Consider the following 18,269-nt stretch of genomic DNA (forward strand, 5'->3'; position numbering starts at 1 on the left):
GCAGAAGGAGACACACGGAATGGCCCAGGGCACCGTGAAATGGTTCAACGCCACCAAGGGTTACGGCTTCATCGCGCCGGCCGGCGGCGGTTCGGACGTGTTCGTCCACATCACCGCCGTGCAGGCCGCCGGGCTGCAGGGGCTCAATGACGGCCAGGCCGTCAGCTTCGAGACGCAGGAGCAGCGCGGCCGCCTCGCCGCCGTGAACCTGCGCCTCGCCTGACGCGGGCGGCGGCCCGGAGCGCCGCCTGATACGGTCGGCATCACATGCCGCCCGGATCACGCGCAGGGTTGGCGGGCACCCATCGAAGCTTTGCTTCGATGGGACCCGGTGTGGCGGCTGCGCGCCAAAACAAAGGCATGCCAGCGGCCGCACCGACTCTTGCGGAGTCAAAATCAGCGGCCGCGGGTATGACGCCCGCGGCGGGGAGGCGCTTCCTCCCCGCCGCGACGGGCCGCCCTCGCTGCGCTGTCACATCCCCGCCCATACACGGCGCGCGCCAGAGGCCCTAGCCTCCCAGGTCCATGTGCGCCGCGCCCGCTTCCGCCTCCGCCGAGATCCTGCACGCCGCCGTGCCGGGCCGGCTGCGTCTGCGGCTGCGCCATCTGCGGGGCGATCCCGCCGCGGCGCGGGCGCTCGCCCGGCGGCTCGCGGCGCTGCCCGGCGTGCGCTCGGCCGAGGCGAGCGCGGTCACCGGCTCGGTGCTGCTGCATCACGATCCGGGCCTCGATCCCGCGGCGCTGGCGCGGCTCGCAGCGGCCGCGCCGAGCGCCACGGCCCTCGCCCCCCTCGCCCCGCCCGCCGCCGCCGGGCCGCCCTGGCATGCGCTGCCGCCCGCGGCGCTGCTCGCCGCCGATCCCGCCGCCTGCCCCGAGCGCGGGCTCGGCGAGGCGGAGGCCGCGGCGCGGCTGCGGCGCTTCGGCCCCAACCGGCTGCAGCGCCCGCGCCCGCGCCCCCTCGCCGCGCTGCTGGCCGAGCAGCTCACCAGCCTGCCGGTGCTGCTGCTGGGCGCCTCGGCGGCGATCTCGCTCGCCACCGGGGGCATCGCGGATGCCGTCGTGATCCTCGGCGTGGTCGCGGCCAATGCCGCCATCGCCACCGCGACCGAGCGCCAGGCGGAGCGCACCATCCTCGCCCTCGACGCCGGCGAAACCCCGCCCGTGCCCGTGCTGCGCGGGGGGCTGCGCCGCCTGCTGCCACCCGAGGCCATCGTCCCCGGCGATCTGCTGGAGCTGGAGGCCGGGCTGCTCGTGCCCGCCGATGCGCGGCTGATCGCGGCGCGCGATCTCGCCCTCGATGAATCGGCCCTGACGGGCGAGAGCCTGCCCGTGGCGAAATCCGCCGAGGCGGCGCTGCCGGCCGAGGCCCCGCTGGCCGAGCGCGCCACCATGATCTTCCGCGGCACCGCCGTCACCGGCGGGGCGGGGCGGGCGCTGGTGGTGGCGACCGGCGCGGCCACCGAGATCGGCCGGATCCAGGCGCTGCTGGGCGCGCTGCGCCCGCCGCCCACGCCCATGCAGCGGGAGCTGGAGGGGCTCGGCCGGCGGCTCGTCTGGATCAACGGGGCCATCTGCCTCGGCGTGCTCGGGCTGTCGCTGCTGCGGGGGCAGGCGCTGCTGCCCGCGCTGCGCAGCGCCATCTCCCTCGCCGTGGCCGCCGTGCCCGAGGGGCTGCCGGCGGTGGCGACCACCACCCTCGCGCTCGGCATCCGCCAGATGCGGCAGGAGGGGGTGCTGGTGCGCCGCCTCGGCGCCATCGAGGCGCTGGGCGCGGTGCAGGTGGTCTGCCTCGACAAGACCGGCACGCTCACGCGCAACATGATGGCGGTGGTGGAGGCGCGCACGCCCGCCGGCCCTGCCGCCGCCGAGGGCGAGGCGCTGCACCCCCTGCCCGGCGCGGGCCCCGGCGCGGAGGAGGAGCTGCGCCGCCTCTTCGCCACGGCCGCCCTGTGCAGCGATGCCGGGATCGCGCCCGAGGGCGGCCTCGCCGGCTCGCCCACCGAGGTGGCGCTGCTGCGCGCCGCCCAGGCGCTGGGCTGCGACATCGCCGCGCTGCGCGCCGCCCATCCGCGCCGCGCCGCCAGGCCGCGCGCCGAGGGGCGCAAGCGCATGGCCACCCTGCACGAGGGCCCGCGCGGCGCGCCCCTGCTCGCCGTGAAGGGCGACCCGGTGGAGGTGCTGGCGCTCTGCGACCGGCGGCTCGACGGGACGGGCACCGCCCCCCTCAACGCCGCGGAGCGCGCCGCCATCCGCGCCGCGAACGACGCCATGGCCGGGCGCGCGCTGCGCGTGCTGGGCGTGGCATGCGGCGAGGGCGAGGCGGAGGAGGGGCTCGTCTGGTGCGGCCTCGCCGGCATCGCCGATCCGCTCCGGCAGGACGCGAAGGGCGCCATCGCCACGCTGCACGCGGCCGGGGTGCGCACGGTGATGATCACCGGCGACCAGGCGGCCACCGCCATCGCCATCGCGCGGGAGCTGCGCCTCTCGCGCGGCCCCGAGATCACGGTGCTGGAGGCGGGGCAGCTCGACGCCGCGCGGCCCGAGGTGCTGGACGCCCTCGCCCCCCGCGCCGACGCCTTCGCCCGCGTCAGCCCCGCGCAGAAGCTCGCCGTGGTGCAGGCGCTGCAGGCGGGCGGGGGGGTGGTGGCGATGACCGGCGACGGGGTGAACGACGGCCCCGCCCTGCGCGCGGCCGACATCGGCATCGCCATGGGCGCGCGCGGCAGCGAGGTGGCGCGCCAGGCGGCGGACATCGTGCTCGCCGGCGACGAGCTGGAGGGCATCCTGCGCGCGCTGCGGCTGGGCCGCGCCACCACGGGCAACATCCGCAAGGTGCTGCGCTACCTCGTCTCCACCAACCTCTCCGAGAGCCTGGTCATGCTGGGCGCGGCCGGGGCGGGGCTGCCGGAGCCGCTCTCGCCCATGCAGCTTCTCTGGCTCAACCTCGTCTCCGACGTGGCGCCGGCGATGGCGCTGGGGCTCGATCCGCCGCAGGGCGACGAGCTGACGCAGCCCCCGCGCCCGCCCGGCGCGCCGCTGCTGGGGCGGGAGGATCTCTGGCGCATCGGGCGCGAGGGGGCGGTGATGGCCGGCACGGTGCTGGCGGCCCAGCTCCTGGCCGGGCGCGGGGCGGCGGGCGGGGCGGTGGCCTTCCACGGGCTCACGCTCGCGCAGCTTCTGCACGCGCTGGCCTGCCGCGCCGAGCGGGGCGGGCCGGGCCGCGGTGTGCCGGCCAACCGGCTGCTGCTGGGCGCGGTGGGCGGCGGGCTGGCGCTGCAAGGGCTCGCGCAGGCGCTGCCGCCGCTGAGGCGCCTGCTCGGCCTCGGGCCGCTCACGCCGGGGGGCGCGCTGCTCGCCGCCGGCGCGGGGCTCGGGGCCTTCGCGGCGAACCGCGCCCTCTCGGCGGCGGCGCGGCAGGGACAAGGGAGGGCGCGCGATGGGGCCTGAATCCGTCTTCGTCTCGGAATCCGTCACACCCGGCCACCCGGACAAGCTCTGCGACCTGATCGCCGATGCGGTGGTGGAGGCGGTGCTCCGCCAGGACCCGATGGCCGCGGCCGAGGTGGAATGCGCGGTGGCGAGCGGCATCGTCTTCCTCGCCGCGCGCCTCGCCGCCCGCGCGGCGGTGGACATGCCCGCCATCGCGCGCGAGGTGGCCGCCGAGGCCGGCTATGCCGAGCCCGGCCCGGGCGGCTTCGACGCGCGGCGCTGCAGCATCCTCACCAGCCTCACCGAGTTGCCGGAGGAGGAGCGCGCCGAGGAGGATCCCCTGGCCGACGAGCATGTGAACGCCTTCGGCTTCGCCTGCGACGACACGCCCGAGCTGATGCCCATGCCCATCCTGCTCGCGCATCGCGTGGCGCGGGCCTTCGACGCGGCGCGCGCGGCGGGGCGGCTCGGCGCGCTGAGCCCGGACGCCAAGGTCCAGGTGGCGGTGGTGTACCGGGATGGGCGGCCGCTGCGCATCGGCGCGGTGACGCTGATCTGCGGCGGCGAGGAAGCCGCCCGCGCCGCCCTGCCCGGGCTGCTGCGCGCCGAGGTGCTGGGCCCCGCCCTGGCCGGCGCGCCCCTCGGTCTCGATTCCGCGACGGTGCTGGCGGTGAACCCGGGCGGCGTCGCGCGCGGCGGCGGGCCGGCCACCCATCCGGGGCTGACGGGGCGCAAGCCGGGCATTGACAGCTATGGAGAGTTCTCGCGCCAGCCCCAGGCCGCGCTCTCGGGCAAGGATCCGGGGCGGATCGACCGGCTCGCGGCCTATGCGGCGCGCTGGGCGGCGAAGAACCTGGTGGCGGCCGGGCTCGCGGCGCGCTGCGAGGTGCATCTCTGCTACGCGCCCGGCCGGGCCGAGCCCGCCAGCCTGCGCGTGCACGGCTACGGCACGGCGCGTCTGCCCGAGGCGGAGCTGGCCGAGCGGCTGCTGCGGGCGGCGGATTTCCGCCCCGGCGCGCTGCTGCGCCGGATGGACCTGCGCGGGCGCGCCGCCGCCGCGCCCGGCGGATTCCTGCGCGCGCTGGCGGTCTATGGGCATGTCGGCCGCAGCGACCTGGATCTGCCCTGGGAGGCGACGGAGCTGGCCGCGGCCCTGCGGGGTTAGGGCGCGATCGGCGAAGGCGGAATCGCCGGAGCGGCGAAGCGCCCTATCGGCCAAGACGAGACCATGATCCGCGCCATCGGATCACGGTCCAGGGGCGGATCACCCCGGCAGGTCGGGCGCATCCTCCGCCAGCGGCGCGGCCTCGCCGTGCTGGGCCGCCCAGGCCGCGCGGGCCAGGACGAGGGCCTGGGTGGCCAGGCTGAAGGCCGGCGGCAGGACTTGCCGCTGGAGAAGCTGGTGCAGCGCGAGCAGCGCCACCGCCGCCGCGCCCACCGCCGGCCAGAACACGGCGGGCGAGAGGGAGGGGCCCTCCACTGGCGGCGCCTCCTCCGTCAGGCGCAGCAGCCCCGCCGCCTCGGCCGCGCGCAGCAGCCCGGCCGATTCGGCGCGGTGCAGAACGAGCACGCTGCCCGTCAGCGCCGCCGATTCGGCCGCCACCACCCCGGGCAGCCCGGCGAGCGCGAGCGCGAGCGCCGCCAGGCGGGGCGCATCGCCGCGCAGCGCGGGCAGGCGCAGCCGCATCCGGCCCGGCCCGTCATGGACGAGCAGCGCGGCCGGCGGCTCACGCGTGCGGCCGCCGGTATCGCCTTGTCCCGGCGGGCCGCCGCCAGCCCGGGCCTCGACGCGGCGTGCCGTGTCGGGCGGGGGCGGGCCGGCGTGCGCGCCACCTCCGGTCATGTCATCCGTCATGGGCGGCGGCGCGGGCGGCCGCGGCGGCAGCCCGGGCGGCGGCGGCGGCGCGCGCGGCGGCCTCGCCCGCCTCGTCGGGCGCCGGCGGGGCCGGCTCCGGCGAGGCGGAGGCCGGCGCGGGCCTGGCCGCGCTGTCGAGTTCGTGCTGCACCTCGGCCATCAGGTCGCTTGCGGCCTCCGCCGCCTCGGCGGCGGCGACGCGCAGATGGGCGTAGCCGAGCAGGGCGCCCTTCAGCGCCTCCTTCGCGGCGGGGCGCGCGGCGCGCGCCACCTGCGGCATCAGGCCCGGCGCCATCGCCGCGACCCCGAGGCCGACCGCGACACCTGCCCCGAACAGCAGCAGCGGAACCACGGCGCCGATCTCCCTGCACAGCCAAGGACGCCCCGTGATGTAGCGCGGGCCTGGGCGCGGCGCTATCCTGCGGGCGCAGGTTGGGGAGCATGGGCGTTGGCCGGGTCGGATTCCTCCGAAGCCGCCGGGGGCGGCGCGCTGCGGGCGCAGGCCCTTCTCGAAAGCGACGGCGAGACCCGGCGCTTCGAGTTCGACGCCGTGAGCGTCAACACCGACGACCCGGCGCGCGTCATCGTCGCCCTGGCCGACCGCGAGGGTCGCACGCTGACGCTGCTGCTGCCGCGCGCGGAGCTCAAGCGGCTGCTGAACTGGCGCAGCCTGATCGGGCTGTAGCGCCGGGCCTCCTACCGCCGCAGCTCCATCTGGATCGGCCCCTCGCGGCTGCCATTGGCGAACTGGTCCACCATCGGGTGGCCGGTGTGGCCCAGCGCCTCGGCGCTGCCGGTCCAGACGATGCGGCCCTTGTGGATCATCGCCGCGTCGTCGCCGATGCGCCGGGCGCTCGCCATGTCGTGCGTGATGGAGAAGGCGGTGGCGCCGAGCCGCTCCACGCAGTCCACGATCAGCCCGTCGATCACCGCGCCCATGATGGGGTCGAGCCCGGTGGTGGGCTCGTCGAAGAAGATGATGTCGGGCTGGGCGGCGATGGCGCGCGCCAGCGCGACGCGCTTCTGCATGCCGCCCGAGAGCTCGGCCGGCGAGAGGTCGCCCACGCTGGCGGCGAGGCCCACCTGCGCCAGCACCTCGGCCGCGCGGTCGCGCGCCGCGCGGCGGGTGATGCGCCGCTGCGCCAGCAGCTTGAAGCAGACGTTCTCCCAGACCGGCAGGCTGTCGAACAGCGCGCCGTTCTGGAACAGCATCCCCGTGCGGTCGAGCAGCGCGGCGCGGTCGCGGCGGGAGAGCTTCGCCACGTCCTGCCCGTCGATCTCGATCACGCCCTCGTCGGGCGGAATCAGGCCGAGGATGCACTTCACCGTCACGGATTTGCCCGAGCCGGAGCCGCCCAGCAGCACCATGGAATGGCGCGCGCGCACCTCGAGGTCCACGCCGTCCAGCACCTGCTTCTCGCCGAAGGCCTTGCGCAGCCCGCGCAGGCGGATTTTCGGGGTCTCGCTCACTGCTTGAAGAACGCCGCGGTGAGCACGTAGTCGAAGGCGAGGATGAGGATGGAGGCCGCCACCACCGCGCGCGTCGTCGCCTGCCCCACGCCCTGCGCCCCGCCGCGCGAGGTGTAGCCGCACCAGCAGCCCATCAGCGCGATCAGGAAGCCGAACACCGCCGCCTTCACGAGGCCGCTGACCACGTCCATCGTCTCCAGAACGTCCCAGGTCGCGTCGAGGTAGCCCTGCGGCACGAAGCCGAGCTGGAGCGTGGCAATCAGGAAGCCGCCCAGCACGCCCAGGATGTCCGCCACCAGCACCAGCGGCGGCAGGGCGAGCGTGCCCGCGAGCAGCCGCGGCACGACGAGATAGCGCATCGGGTCGGTGGAGAGGGTGGTCAGCGCGTCGATCTGGTCGGTCACGCGCATGGTGCCGATCTCGGCCGCCATGGCCGCGCCGATGCGCCCGGCCACCATCAGCCCCGCCAGCACCGGCCCCAGCTCGCGCGTGATGGAGAGGACGACGAGGCTGGGCAGCGCCGTCTCCGCCCCGAAGCGCGAGAAGCCCGTGTGGCTCTGCAGCGCCAGCACCATGCCGGTGAACAGCGCCGTCAGCGCCACCACGGGCAGGGAGAAATAGGCGATCTCGGCGAAGTGCCGCCAGAACTGCCGCGCATGGAAGGGCGGGCGCAGCAGATGCGACAGCCCGACCAGGGCGAAGATCGCCACCTGGCCCGCGGTGGCGAGCGTCGCGAAGGCCCCGCGCCCGATCAGCGCGAGAAGATCGAGGGCGCGCGTCATGCCGGAAGGTAGCGCCGCGCGTAGCGCGCGCCCAGCGCGGTGAGGATCTCGTAGCCGATGGTGCCCGCCAGCGCCGCGGCGGCGTCCGCGTCCTGCTCCGCGCCGAGCAGGGTGAGCGTCTCGCCGGGGCGCAGCTCGGGGATGTCGGTCACGTCGAAGGTGGTCAGATCCATGGAGACGCGCCCGATCAGCGGCGCGCGCCGGCCATGCGCCACGCCGAACCCCTTGCCGGAGAGGGCGCGCAGCCAGCCATCGGCATAGCCCGCCGCGCAGGTGGCCACGCGGCTGCGGCGCGCGGCGCGCCAGGTGGCGCCGTAGCCCACCGTCTCGCCGGCCGCGATCTCGCGGATTTGCAGCACCGGAACCTCCAGCGTCACCGCGCGCTCCATCGGGTTGGGGCGCCCGGGCGTGGGGTTGATGCCGTAGAGCGCGCAGCCGGGCCGCGCGAGGTCGCTGCGGAACCCCGCGCCGAGGAAGAGGCCCGAGGAGTTGGCGAGGCTTCGCGGCGCCGCGGGCAGCCGCGCGCAGGCCGCCTCGAAGCGCGCGCGCTGCGCGGCGTTGAGGGGGTGGTCGGGCTCGTCCGCGCAGGCGAGATGCGTCATGACGAAGCGCAGATCGAGCCGCGCGAGCGGCGCGGGGTCGGCGGCCAGGGCATCGAGCTCCGCCGCGTCGAGGCCGAGCCGCGCCATGCCCGTGTCGATGTGCAGGATCGCCTCGCCGCCCCGCGCCGCATGGGCGCGCACATCGGCAAGGCTGTTCAGCACCGGGGTGAGGCGCGGATGCGCGCCGGGGGCGAAGCCGTCGAGCACGGCGATCATCGGCCCCTCGCCCAGCGCCGCGCGCAGCGCCTCGCCCTCCGCCGGATGGGCGACGAAGAAATGCGCGCAGCCGGCCGCGCGCAGGGCCCGCGCCACCGGGGCTGCGCCGAGGCCGTAGGCGTCGGCCTTCACCACGGCCGCCACCGCGCCCGGCGCGTGCAGCGCGGACAGGCGGCGCCAGTTCCGCACGATGGCGCCGCAATCCACGGTCAGAAGCCCCTGCTCCATCGCTGCGGGCTTACCGGCGCGGCCCGGCCCTGTCGAGGCCGCCCTCATACCAGCGGCCGCTGATTTCGACTCCTGAGGAGTCGGTGCGGCCGCTGGTATGCCTTTGTCCTGGCGCGCAGCCGCCACACCGGGTCCCATCGAAGCAAAGCTTCGATGGGTGCCCACCAACCCTGCGCGCGATACGGTCGGCATGTGATGCCGACCGTATCAATCGCCGTAGGGCGGCGTGTGCACCGTGTCGAGGTCGCCGAAGCGGGTGAACTCGGCCTCGAAGAAGAGCGGGATGGTCCCGGTCGGGCCGTGGCGCTGCTTGGCGATGATCAGGTCGGCGCGGTTGTGCGCGCGCTCCATGTCCTGCTGCCAGCGCTGCATCGCCGCCTCGAACTTCGCGTCGTCGGCGAAGGCGGCGAGCTTGGGCTCGCGCTGCTTGAGGTAGTAGTCGTCGCGGTAGATGAACATCACCACGTCCGCGTCCTGCTCGATCGAGCCCGATTCGCGCAGGTCCGCGAGCTGGGGGCGCTTGTCCTCGCGCTGCTCCACCGCGCGCGAGAGCTGAGAGAGCGCGAGAACGGGGATGGAGAGCTCCTTGGCGATGGCCTTCAGCCCCTGGGTGATCATCGAGATTTCGAGCACGCGCGATTCGGGCCGCGTGCCGACGGCGGGGCGCATGAGCTGGAGATAGTCCACCACCACCATCGCCAGGCCGCGCGTGCGCTTCAGCCGCCGGCAGCGCGTGCGCAGGGCCGAGAGGGTGATGGCCGGCGTGTCGTCGATCACGATGGGAAGCTGCGCCAGCTCACGGCTCACGGCCACGAAATTGTCGAACTCGCGCTGGCTGATCTCGCCGCGGCGGATGCGGTCGCCCGAGATGCGGCTCGCCTCGGAGAGCAGGCGGTTGGCGAGCTGGTCCGCGCTCATCTCCAGCGAGAAGATGGCGACGACGCCGGGCTTGCCGCCCGCCGCCTCGGCCTCGGCCAGCGAGGCCTTGGCCGCGCCGAAGGCGATCTTGGTGGCGAGCGCCGTCTTGCCCATGCCCGGGCGGCCGGCGAGGATCAGCAGGTCCGACTTGTGCAGCCCGCCCATCTTGGCGTCGAGGTCGCGCAGCCCCGAGGAGAGGCCCGAGACCCCGCCGCCGCGCTTGAGCGCCGCGTTCGCCACCTCGATGGCCTGCGCCAGCGCCCGGTCGAAGCCGATGGGCCCGCCCTCGCCCGCCTTCTCGCTCGCCAGCTCGAAGAGGGATTGCTCGGCCGCCTCGATCTGCTGCCGGCCGTCCAGCTCGGGCTTCGCGCCGAAGGCGTTGTTCACCACCGTCTCGCCCAGCTCGATGAGCTGGCGGCGGATCCAGCAGTCATGGATCAGCCGGCCGTATTCCCCGGCGTTGACGATGCCCACCATGGCCGAGAGGAGCTGGGCGAGATAGGCGGGCCCGCCCACCTCCGCCAGCTCGCCGCTGTGCTCGAACTCGTGACGCAGGGTGATGGCGTCGGCCAGATGCCCGGCCTCGATGCGCCGGCGGATGGCGGCGTAGATCCGGCCGTGGATGGCGTCGGCGAAATGCTCGGGCTCGAGGAACTCGGCCACGCGCTCATAGGCCTTGTTGTTGGCCAGCAGCGCGCCGAGCAGCGCCTGCTCGGCCTCCAGATTGGCCGGCGGCAGCCGCGTGCCGAGCGCGAAACCCTCCGCGCCGGCCGGGGCGTTTCCGCTGAACGGGGGAGGAATGCTGTTCATCGCCCCCATCCTACTCCCCGCCCGGGGGGCGCCGCCATGCGGGGGTGGCTGTGGATGGCGGGGATAAGCTCAGCGCCGGGCGAGCCCGCCCGCGACCGCCGCCGCCGCCGCGCAGAGCCCCGCCATGGCGAGGAAGACGAGCCCCCCGCCGGACGCATAGAGCGGCCCGCACAGCCACATGAACAGCCCTGTGGCGGCCGCCACCGCCGCGGCGTGCAGCGTCTGCGCCCGGCCCGAGAGCTCCGCGGGCAGGGCGAGCAGCGCGCGCATGGCCGCGAGATGCATGGCCCCGAAGCTCGCCGCATGCAGCCCCTGGACGGCGAAGAGCGCCCAGGGATCGGCCGTCAGCGCCGTCACGCTCCAGCGCAGCGCCCCCGCCCCGGCCGCGAGCAGCGCGAGGCCGCGCGGCCCGAGTCGCTCCGCCAGCCGGCCGCCGGCCAGGAACAGGATCACCTCCGCCACCACGCCCCAGCCCCAGAGCACGCCGATCAGCCCGGGCGAGAGGCCCGCCGCCTGCCAGTGGAGGGTGGAGAAGGCGTAGTAGGCCGCGTGGCTGCCCTGCACGAGGGCCGAGACGAGCAGGATGCGCCGGAATCCGCCCTCGCGCAGCGGCGCCCAGAGGGAGCGGCCCGGCCCCGGCCGGTCGGGCGGGGCCGCGCGCGGGGCGGGCGGCGGCAGGGCCAGCGCCGCCAGGGCGGTGAGCAGCAGCGCGCCCGCCAGCATCCAGGCCGCGGCGCGCGGGCCGCTCCATTCCGCCGCCTGCCCCGCCGCCACCGCGCCCAGGATGAAGGTGAAGGAGCCCACCGCCCGCACCCGCGCATAGTCCAGGCCGCCCGCGCGCACCGCCGCCACCGCCCGGGCGTCGGTCAGCGGGATCACGGGCGCGGCCGCAGCGCTGTGCAGCACCTGCACCAGCAGCAGCAGCGCGAGGCCGGAAGCGAGGCCGAAGCCCGCCGCCGTCGCCGCCGCCAGCAGCGCCGAGAGCGCGAGCAGCCGCCGCGGATCGGCCAGCGCATCGGCGAGCCGCCCCGACATCGGCCCCGCGACCAGCCGCGTGAGCGCGCCTGCGGCCATGACCAGCCCCACCGCGTCGGCATCCAGCCCGCCCTCGGCCAGGATGGCGGGCAGGAAGGGCATCATCGCGCCGAAGCCCGCGAACTGCGCGCCGAAGGCGAGGGCGAAGCGGAGGCTCGTGCTCACCCCGCCAGTCTCGGCGCGGCGGGGCGGCGTTGCAATCGCGCGCGCATGCGCCATAAGGCCGCAAATCCGCTCGGGAAGCGCCCTTCCATGTTCGACCCCCGCGTGAAAGCGATCCTCGGCCCTACCAACACGGGCAAGACGCACCTCGCCATGGAGCGGCTGCTCGCGCACGCCTCGGGCATCATCGGCTTCCCGCTGCGCCTCCTCGCGCGCGAGAACTACGACCGCATGGTCGCCGCGAAGGGCGAGAAGCACGTCGCCCTCATCACCGGCGAGGAGAAGATCGTGCCCCCGGAGGCGAAGTGGTTCGCCTGCACGGTGGAGGCCATGCCGCTCGACCGCCGCGTGGAGTTCCTCGCGGTGGACGAGATCCAGCTCTGCGCCGACCCCGACCGCGGGCACATCTTCACCGACCGGCTGCTGCACGCGCGCGGCATGGTCGAGACCATGTTCATGGGGGCCGAGACCATCCGGCCGCTGATGCAGCGCCTCGTTCCGCAGGTGGAGATCGAGACGCGCCCGCGCCTGTCGAAGCTCACCCACACCGGCTCCGCGAAGCTGACCAAGCTGCCCCCGCGCAGCGCGGTGGTCGCCTTCTCGGCCGGCGAGGTCTATGCGATCGCCGAGGCCATCCGCCGCCGCCGCGGCGGCTGCGCGGTGGTGATGGGCCGCCTCAGCCCGCGCACGCGCAACGCCCAGGTGAAGATGTACCAGGACCGGGAGGTGGACTTCCTGGTCGCGACCGACGCCATCGGCATGGGCCTCAACATGGACGTGGACCATGTGGCCTTCGCCAGCCTCTCGAAGTTCGACGGCCAGGCGCCGCGCGCGCTCACGGCCCAGGAGGCGGCGCAGATCGCCGGCCGCGCCGGGCGCGGCATGCGCGACGGCAGCTTCGGCACCACGGCGGAGTGCCCGCCGCTCTCCGAGGAGATGGTGGAGAAGATCGAGGGCCACCAGTTCGAGCCGCTGCAGGCGCTGGCCTGGCGCAACAGCGCGCTCGACTTCACGGATGTGGATTCGCTGCTCGACAGCCTGGCCGCCCCGCCGCCCGCGCCCGGCCTCGCCAAGGGCCATGACGCGACGGACCACATCACCCTCGCGCAGCTCGCGCGCGAGCCCGAGATCCGCCGCCTCGCCTCCTCCCGCACGCGCGTCGCGCTGCTGTGGGAGGCCTGCCAGGTGCCCGACTTCCGCAAGCTCGCGGATGACAGCCACACGCGGCTCTGCGCGCGCATCTTCACCCATCTCTGCGAGGAGGGCGCGCTGCCCTCCGACTGGATCGCCGCCCAGATCGCCGCCTGCCACAACACCGAGGGCGATCTCGACACGCTGATGGCCCGCCTCGCCTCGATCCGCGTCTGGGCCTACATCGCTGCGCGCGCGGACTGGGTGAAGGACGCCGCGGCGCAGCAGGAGGCCGCGCGCGCCGCGGAGGACGCGGTGAGCGACGCGCTGCACGAGCGCCTCACCGCCCGCTTCGTGGACCGCCGCGCAGCGCACCTCATCCGCCGCCTCGACGACGCCCGCGAGGAGCTGCTCAGCGCCGTCACCCGCCAGGGCGAGGTGATGGTCGAGGGCCACAAGGTGGGCCAGGTGCGCGGCTTCGAGTTCCACCCCGAGCTGGGCGAGGGCGGCGAGGAGGAGAAGAAGCTCGTGCTGCGCGCCGCGCGCCGGGCGCTGGCGCAGGAGATGCCGCGCCGCCTCGCCGCGCTGGAGATCGCCAAGGCCGAGGCCTTCGCCCTCACCCCCGAGCACCGGATCACCTGGGAAGGGGCCGAGATCGCGCGCCTGAAGCTGGGCAGCGAACCGGGCAAGCCGCTGATCGAGGTGCATGCGAGCGAGTTCCTCGACGGCCCGCAGCGCGAGCGCGTGCGCGCCCGCCTCGCCGGCTGGATCGAGGGCGTGCTGGCGAAGGATCTCGCCGCCGTCGCCGCCGCCGAGAAAAAGGCGGAGGAGGACAACACGCTGCGCGGCCCCGCCTTCCAGCTCCGCGAGACTCTGGGCCTCAAGCCCGGGGACGCGCAGCGCGGCATGAGCCAGGAGCTGCGCGCGAAGCTCAAGGCCATCGGCATCCGCGCCGGCCGCTTCGCCCTCTACGTGCCCGAGGCGCTGAAGCCGCGCGCCATGGCGCTGCGCGCGCAGCTCTGGGCGCTGAGCCACGACATCCCCACCCCGCCGCTGCCCGCGCCGGGCCTCGTCTCCATCCCGGCCGACGGCGCGCTGGCGCTGCAATGGCCGCCGGGCTTCGCCGAGATCATGGGCTGGGTGCCGGCGGGGCCGGTGCTGGTGCGGCTCGACGTGGCCGAGCGCGTGGCCTCCGATCTCGGCTATGTCACGCGCCGCGCGCCCGCCCCGCTGCCGCCGGAGACGCTGGGCCGGCTCGGCATCAAGGGCGATCAGCTCGGCGCGGTGCTGGCCGGGCTCGGCTTCCGGCTGATCGAGCCCACGCCGCTGCCCGAGGGGATGGAGGGCCCGCCCGCGCCTGTCCTGGTGGCCTGGGCCCGGCCCGAGCGCGGCCCGCGCCGGCCCGAGGGCCCGCGCCAGGGCCAGCGCCCGCCCCGCCGCGAGGAGCGCCGCGGCCCCCGCCCGGCCGAGGGCGAGGGCGCGCCGCCGGCCGAGGGCGAGGCGCCCCGCCCCGCCCGCCAGCGTCGCGAGGACCGGCGCGGCCCCCGCCCCGAGGGCGCGCCCCCCCGCCCGCGCGAGGAGCGCCCGCGCGAGGCCGGCGCCGAGGCTCCCCGTCGCGACGGCCCCCCCCGCGAGCGCGAGCGCGGCCCCCGCCGCGAGGAGCGCCGCGACGACCGCCCCCGCCCGCCACGCGAGCGGGACCGCGACCGCGGCCCCGGCGGCCCCGAGACGCGCACCTTCTTCGAGGACCGCCCCGTCACCCGCGCGGAGGACAGCCCCTTCGCCGCCCTGCTCAAGTTGAAGCTGAAATAGCGTGACGGAGCCCGGCGCCGCGCCCTTCCTGAGGCTCGACACCTGGCTCTGGCACGCGCGCCTCGCCAAGACGAAATCCGCCTGCGCCGCGCTGGTCGAGGCGGGGGGCTTCCGGCTGAACCGCCAGCCCGTGACCAAGGCGCATGCCCGGCTGCGGGTGGGCGATGTGCTCACCTTCTCCTGGCAGGGCGAGGTGCGGGTGTGGCGCGTGCTCGACCTCGGCACGCGCCGCGGCCCGGCCAGCGAGGCCCGGACGCTCTACGAGGATCTCTCCGGCGCGTAACGGCATGCCCGCCGCCTTGCCAGCGCGGCCCGGGCGCGGCACATCTGCGCCATTCCCCGCCGACCAGGAGCGCCTTCGTGACCTACGTCGTCACCGAGAACTGCATCAAGTGCAAGTACATGGATTGCGTGGAAGTCTGTCCGGTGGACTGCTTCTACGTCGGCGAGAACATGCTGGTGATCCACCCCGACGAGTGCATCGACTGCGGCGTGTGCGAGCCCGAATGCCCCGCCGAGGCCATCCTGCCCGACAGCGACGACCGCGCGACCCCCTGGCTGGAGATCAACCGCAACTTCGCCCAGTCCTGGCCGAACATCACTCGCAAGGGCGAGCCGCCGCCCGACGCCGACGAGTGGAAGGGCAAGCCGGGCAAGAAGGAGTTGCTGAGCCCCAATCCGGGCAAGCCCTGAGCCGGGCGGCGGCCTCGCGGGCCCCTCGCCAGGGCGGGGCGGCATGAGCCTGCGCTGGGACGTGCTGGCCGCCATCCTCGCCATGGCGGGCGCGACCTACCTGCTGCGCGCCGGCGGCTATGCGCTGCTGCGCGCCACCCGCCCGCCGCCCTTCGTGCAGGCGATGCTCACCTATCTGCCCGGCTGCATCTTCGTGGCCTTCGTCACGCCCGCCCTGGTGGCGGGGGGGCCGCACCAGTGGCTGGCCGCCGCCTGCGTGGCGGGGGTGATGCTCGGCACGCGCAGCTATGCGCTCGCCATTCTGGGCGGGGTGGCGGCGCTGTGGCTGCTCACCCTGGCGCCGGTGTAGGCGCGGGCGCGCTCACCACCACGGTGGTCGGGCGGTTGGTGTTGCACAGCGGCAGCCCCTCGGCGTCGGCGCGCTGCTTGATGCGGCGGTTCAGCTCGCGCGCCACCGCCCAGCGGCGCGCGGGCGGCGTCATGATGCGCGCGCGCACCACCACGCCCGTCTCGGTCAGCCGCTCCACGCCCATCACCTCGAGGGGGGCGAGGAGCTGCGGCGCCCAGGCCTCGTCCTCGCGCATCTCCTCGCCCACGCGGCGCAGCAGCATCACCGCCTCGTCCGTGTCGGCGCGCTGGTCGAGGGCGAGGTCCACCACGGCGTAGCCGAAGTCGCGCGTCTGGTTGGTCACCGTCGTCACCGCGCTGAAGGGGATGATGTGCACCGAACCATCCAGCGCGCGCAGCTTGATGGAGCGGATGGAAAGCTGCTCCACCGTGCCCGAGAGGCCGCCCACCGTCACCGTGTCGCCCACCGCCACCGCGTCCTCCAGCAGCAGGAAGATGCCGGTGATCACGTCGCGCACCAGGGTCTGGCTGCCGAAGCCGATGGCGAGGCCCACCACGCCCGCGCCGGCCAGCAGCGGCGCGACGTTGATGCCGATCTCGGAGAGGGTGGTCAGCCCCACCACCACCAGCAGCAGCGCCGCCAGCGCGGTGCGCAGCATGGGCAGCAGGGTGCGCACCCGGGCGCTGCGCGCGGCCGAGCCGTCCTTGGGCAGCGCATTCAGGTGGCGCTGGATGGCGGCGTTCGCCAGCTCCCAGATCAGCAGCGCCACCCCGGTGGTGGTCACGATGGTGAGCAGCGCCGAGACCACGCGCCCGCCCCAGCGGCCCGGCTGGAACCAGGCGAGGGAGTTCAGCCCCCAGACCTCGAGCAGCGCGACCAGCGTGGCGGCGAGGATCAGGGCCGAGAAGGCCCCCTTCAGCACGGGCAGGTAGCGGTTGGCGCGCGCCTCCAGCCCCGGGTTCCGCTTCGCCAGATCCTCGCCGATGGTGAAGGCGCGGATCAGCCAGCGGCGCATCAGCTCGTCCGCCAGCTTGCCCACCGCGACGACGACGACGCTGGCCAGGGTGGAGGCGGCCAGCCGCTCGAAGCCGCGCTCCACGTCCAGCGCCCAGACCGTCCAGGCCGCGAGCAGCCAGAGGATGGCGGCGATGTGCCAGATCTGGGCGAGCTGCGTGCGCGCCGCGCGCAGGAAGCGGCGGGTGGCGTCGGGCTCGTCGCCCTCGCGCAGTTCCGGCGCATCGAGCAGCCCGGCCACGGCGGCGCGGTTCTGCAGCACGATCACCGCGACCATGGCGGAGATGATGAGCAGCCCCACGCGCCAGATGCCGTCCTGCGCGCCGAGCGGCAGGCCGAGCAGCCCCGCCGTGGCCGAGGCGACGTAGAAGCCCACCGCCGTCAGCGCCAGGCGGCGCGTCCAGATCATGGCGTAGGCCGCCGTCTCGTCCGTGCAGCGGATCAGGCGCAGCCGCGCGAGATCGGGCGCGAAGACGAGGCGCGCCGCGGCCATGACCAGACGCGCCACCATGTAGGAGACCACCACGGCCTCCATGATCAGGCGGTTGGAGGGCCAGATGGCGTAGAGCCCGATCACCGTCAGCCCCGCGAGGCCGAAGCCGGCCACGGGCACCAGATCGAGCGAGAGGTGGCCCAGGATGTAGGGCAGGCGGCGCAGCCCCTGCAGCGGCCCCTCCACCGCCGCGCTGCGCTCCTCCAGCCAGCGGTAGGGGCGGCGCAGCAGGAAGCGCAGCAGCCGCTCGGCCAGCAGCCCGGCGAGCATGACGAGGCCGAGCTTCCAGCTCAGCGCCAGCACCTGCTGCTGCAGCCTCTCATCGGTGGCGATGCGGCCGAACCAGGCGCGCACGCCCTGCATCTCGGTGGCCGAGGAGATGGCGGCGAGCAGTTGCAGCGCGGCGGCGGAGAGCCGGTCGGCCAGGCCCTGCACGATCTCGGCCGGGACGGGCAGCTCCTCGGGGCGGGACTCGGCCGGGGCGGGCGGCGGCGCCTCCGGCTCGGCGGGGCGGGTCGCTTCCAGGGCGCGGATCAGCGCGGCGCGGCGCGCCTCGTCGCGCAGGATGTCCAGCAGCGCGGCCAGCTCGGGCGGGGCGGCGGCCGGAGCGCCGGCGGGCGCGGGCGGGGCGACAGCCGCGGCGGGGGCCTGGGTGGCGGGGGCCTGGGGGGCGGGAGCGGGCGCGGCTGGGGCCGCAGCGGGCGCTGGGCGCGCCGCACCGGCCGGCGCGGCGGGGACGGGGCGCGCCGCGGAGGCCGGGGCGGCGGGCGAGGCAGCGGGGGCCGGCTGCGGGGCGGCGGCCGGGGCGGCAGGGGCGGCGGGGATCTGGGCCGCGGGCGCAGGGGCCGGGGCGGCGGGCGCCGAGGCCGCGGGCGCGGCGACGGGAGGCTGATTCGGGGCCGGCGCGGCGGCCGGGGCCGAGCCGGGCGGGGGGGCGCCCGGCTGCAGGGCGGGCGGCAGCGGCACGCTCTGGCCCGCCCCACGCTCCGGCGCCGGGCCCAGCACCGCCCCCTGCGGCAGCGGGGCGGCGGGCGCGGGCTCGGCCGCCGCGCCCGGCGCCACCGGCGAGAGGGAGCGCAGCACCCGCTCGCCCGCGCTCACCTCCGTGTCGGGCGAGGCGCCGGGCGCCGGCTGGGCCGCGGCGGGCAGGGCGAGGCCGAGGGCGAGGATCAGGGCCGCGAGGAGGCGCAGGGTCATGCCCCCCTCTCCCCCGCGGCGGCGCGCCGGGTCAAGTTGCCGGGCGCGGCGCGCGGGCGCAGCATGGTGCGGC

Annotated in this window: 16 protein-coding genes; 8 read left to right on the top strand and 8 right to left on the bottom strand. The window is 75.9% G+C overall.

Going from position 1 to position 18,269, the window contains the following annotated elements:
- Nucleotides 1-19 precede the first annotated feature (19 nt).
- The 3 genes from H596_RS0113005 (at nucleotide 20) to H596_RS0113015 (ending at nucleotide 4,594) form a co-directional block, all read left to right on the top strand.
- Nucleotides 20-223: a cold-shock protein gene (locus H596_RS0113005; RefSeq protein WP_027285266.1), complete on the top strand. Its 204-nt coding sequence runs from the start codon at nucleotides 20-22 to the stop codon at nucleotides 221-223.
- A 302-nt stretch (nucleotides 224-525) separates the two neighbouring features.
- The gene (locus tag H596_RS21465; RefSeq protein ID WP_051212959.1) at nucleotides 526-3,447 is read left to right on the top strand and encodes a cation-translocating P-type ATPase; all 2,922 of its coding nucleotides are present in this window, start codon (nucleotides 526-528) and stop codon (nucleotides 3,445-3,447) included.
- A complete protein-coding gene (locus H596_RS0113015; RefSeq protein ID WP_027285267.1) occupies nucleotides 3,437-4,594 on the top strand; it encodes a methionine adenosyltransferase domain-containing protein in 1,158 nt (385 codons plus the stop codon). The genes H596_RS21465 and H596_RS0113015 overlap by 11 nt, the downstream gene beginning before the upstream one ends.
- A gap of 99 nt (nucleotides 4,595-4,693) precedes the next feature.
- Here the strand turns inward: H596_RS0113015 and H596_RS21470 are convergent, their stop codons facing one another.
- Both H596_RS21470 and H596_RS22985 read right to left on the bottom strand, forming a co-directional pair.
- Nucleotides 4,694-5,272 carry a hypothetical protein gene (locus H596_RS21470; RefSeq protein ID WP_156910114.1) on the bottom strand — a complete coding sequence of 193 codons (579 nt, stop codon included), beginning with the start codon at nucleotides 5,270-5,272 and terminating at the stop codon, nucleotides 4,694-4,696.
- A 1-nt stretch (nucleotide 5,273) separates the two neighbouring features.
- Complete coding sequence (locus H596_RS22985; RefSeq protein ID WP_051212963.1) at nucleotides 5,274-5,636, bottom strand: hypothetical protein; 363 nt, start codon at nucleotides 5,634-5,636, stop codon at nucleotides 5,274-5,276.
- A gap of 96 nt (nucleotides 5,637-5,732) precedes the next feature.
- Between H596_RS22985 and H596_RS0113030 the strand changes: the two genes are divergently transcribed.
- On the top strand, nucleotides 5,733-5,969 hold the full coding sequence (locus H596_RS0113030) for a hypothetical protein (protein ID WP_027285268.1): 237 nt from the start codon (nucleotides 5,733-5,735) through the stop codon (nucleotides 5,967-5,969).
- Between the two features lie 11 nt (nucleotides 5,970-5,980).
- On the opposite strand, the gene H596_RS0113035 is transcribed toward H596_RS0113030, so the two are convergent.
- The 5 genes from H596_RS0113035 to H596_RS0113055 form a co-directional block, all read right to left on the bottom strand.
- Nucleotides 5,981-6,754 carry an ABC transporter ATP-binding protein gene (locus H596_RS0113035; RefSeq protein WP_027285269.1) on the bottom strand — a complete coding sequence of 258 codons (774 nt, stop codon included), beginning with the start codon at nucleotides 6,752-6,754 and terminating at the stop codon, nucleotides 5,981-5,983.
- Nucleotides 6,751-7,536 (bottom strand): MlaE family ABC transporter permease, encoded by a 786-nt coding sequence (locus tag H596_RS0113040; RefSeq protein WP_027285270.1) that lies wholly within the window; start codon nucleotides 7,534-7,536, stop codon nucleotides 6,751-6,753. The genes H596_RS0113035 and H596_RS0113040 overlap by 4 nt, the downstream gene beginning before the upstream one ends.
- A complete protein-coding gene (gene alr / locus H596_RS0113045; RefSeq protein WP_027285271.1) occupies nucleotides 7,533-8,582 on the bottom strand; it encodes an alanine racemase in 1,050 nt (349 codons plus the stop codon). Before alr ends, H596_RS0113040 begins: the two co-directional genes overlap by 4 nt.
- Nucleotides 8,583-8,789: 207 nt before the next feature.
- Nucleotides 8,790-10,310 (bottom strand): replicative DNA helicase, encoded by a 1,521-nt coding sequence (locus H596_RS0113050; protein ID WP_027285272.1) that lies wholly within the window; start codon nucleotides 10,308-10,310, stop codon nucleotides 8,790-8,792.
- Nucleotides 10,311-10,379: 69 nt separating this feature from the next.
- Entirely contained in the window at nucleotides 10,380-11,510 is a 1,131-nt protein-coding gene (locus H596_RS0113055; protein WP_027285273.1) for an MFS transporter, read from the bottom strand.
- An 87-nt stretch (nucleotides 11,511-11,597) separates the two neighbouring features.
- Here H596_RS0113055 and H596_RS21480 point away from each other — a divergent pair, with 87 nt between their 5' ends.
- From H596_RS21480 to H596_RS0113075, 4 genes are all read left to right on the top strand, one after another.
- Nucleotides 11,598-14,450, top strand: coding sequence for a helicase-related protein (locus H596_RS21480; RefSeq protein ID WP_037301332.1), 2,853 nt, complete (start codon nucleotides 11,598-11,600; stop codon nucleotides 14,448-14,450).
- Nucleotide 14,451: 1 nt separating this feature from the next.
- Nucleotides 14,452-14,733, top strand: coding sequence for an RNA-binding S4 domain-containing protein (locus H596_RS0113065; protein ID WP_027285274.1), 282 nt, complete (start codon nucleotides 14,452-14,454; stop codon nucleotides 14,731-14,733).
- 77 nt (nucleotides 14,734-14,810) lie between these two features.
- Entirely contained in the window at nucleotides 14,811-15,143 is a 333-nt protein-coding gene (gene fdxA, locus H596_RS0113070) for a ferredoxin FdxA (RefSeq protein ID WP_027285275.1), read from the top strand.
- Nucleotides 15,144-15,186: 43 nt separating this feature from the next.
- Nucleotides 15,187-15,492: an AzlD family protein gene (locus H596_RS0113075; protein ID WP_037301334.1), complete on the top strand. Its 306-nt coding sequence runs from the start codon at nucleotides 15,187-15,189 to the stop codon at nucleotides 15,490-15,492.
- Here the strand turns inward: H596_RS0113075 and H596_RS21485 are convergent.
- Entirely contained in the window at nucleotides 15,473-18,196 is a 2,724-nt protein-coding gene (locus tag H596_RS21485) for a mechanosensitive ion channel domain-containing protein (RefSeq protein ID WP_051212967.1), read from the bottom strand. The two genes, H596_RS0113075 and H596_RS21485, sit on opposite strands and share 20 nt — an antisense overlap.
- Nucleotides 18,197-18,269: the final 73 nt, after the last annotated feature.

Source organism: Rubritepida flocculans DSM 14296, assembly GCF_000425365.1.
Lineage (GTDB): Bacteria > Pseudomonadota > Alphaproteobacteria > Acetobacterales > Acetobacteraceae > Roseococcus > Roseococcus flocculans.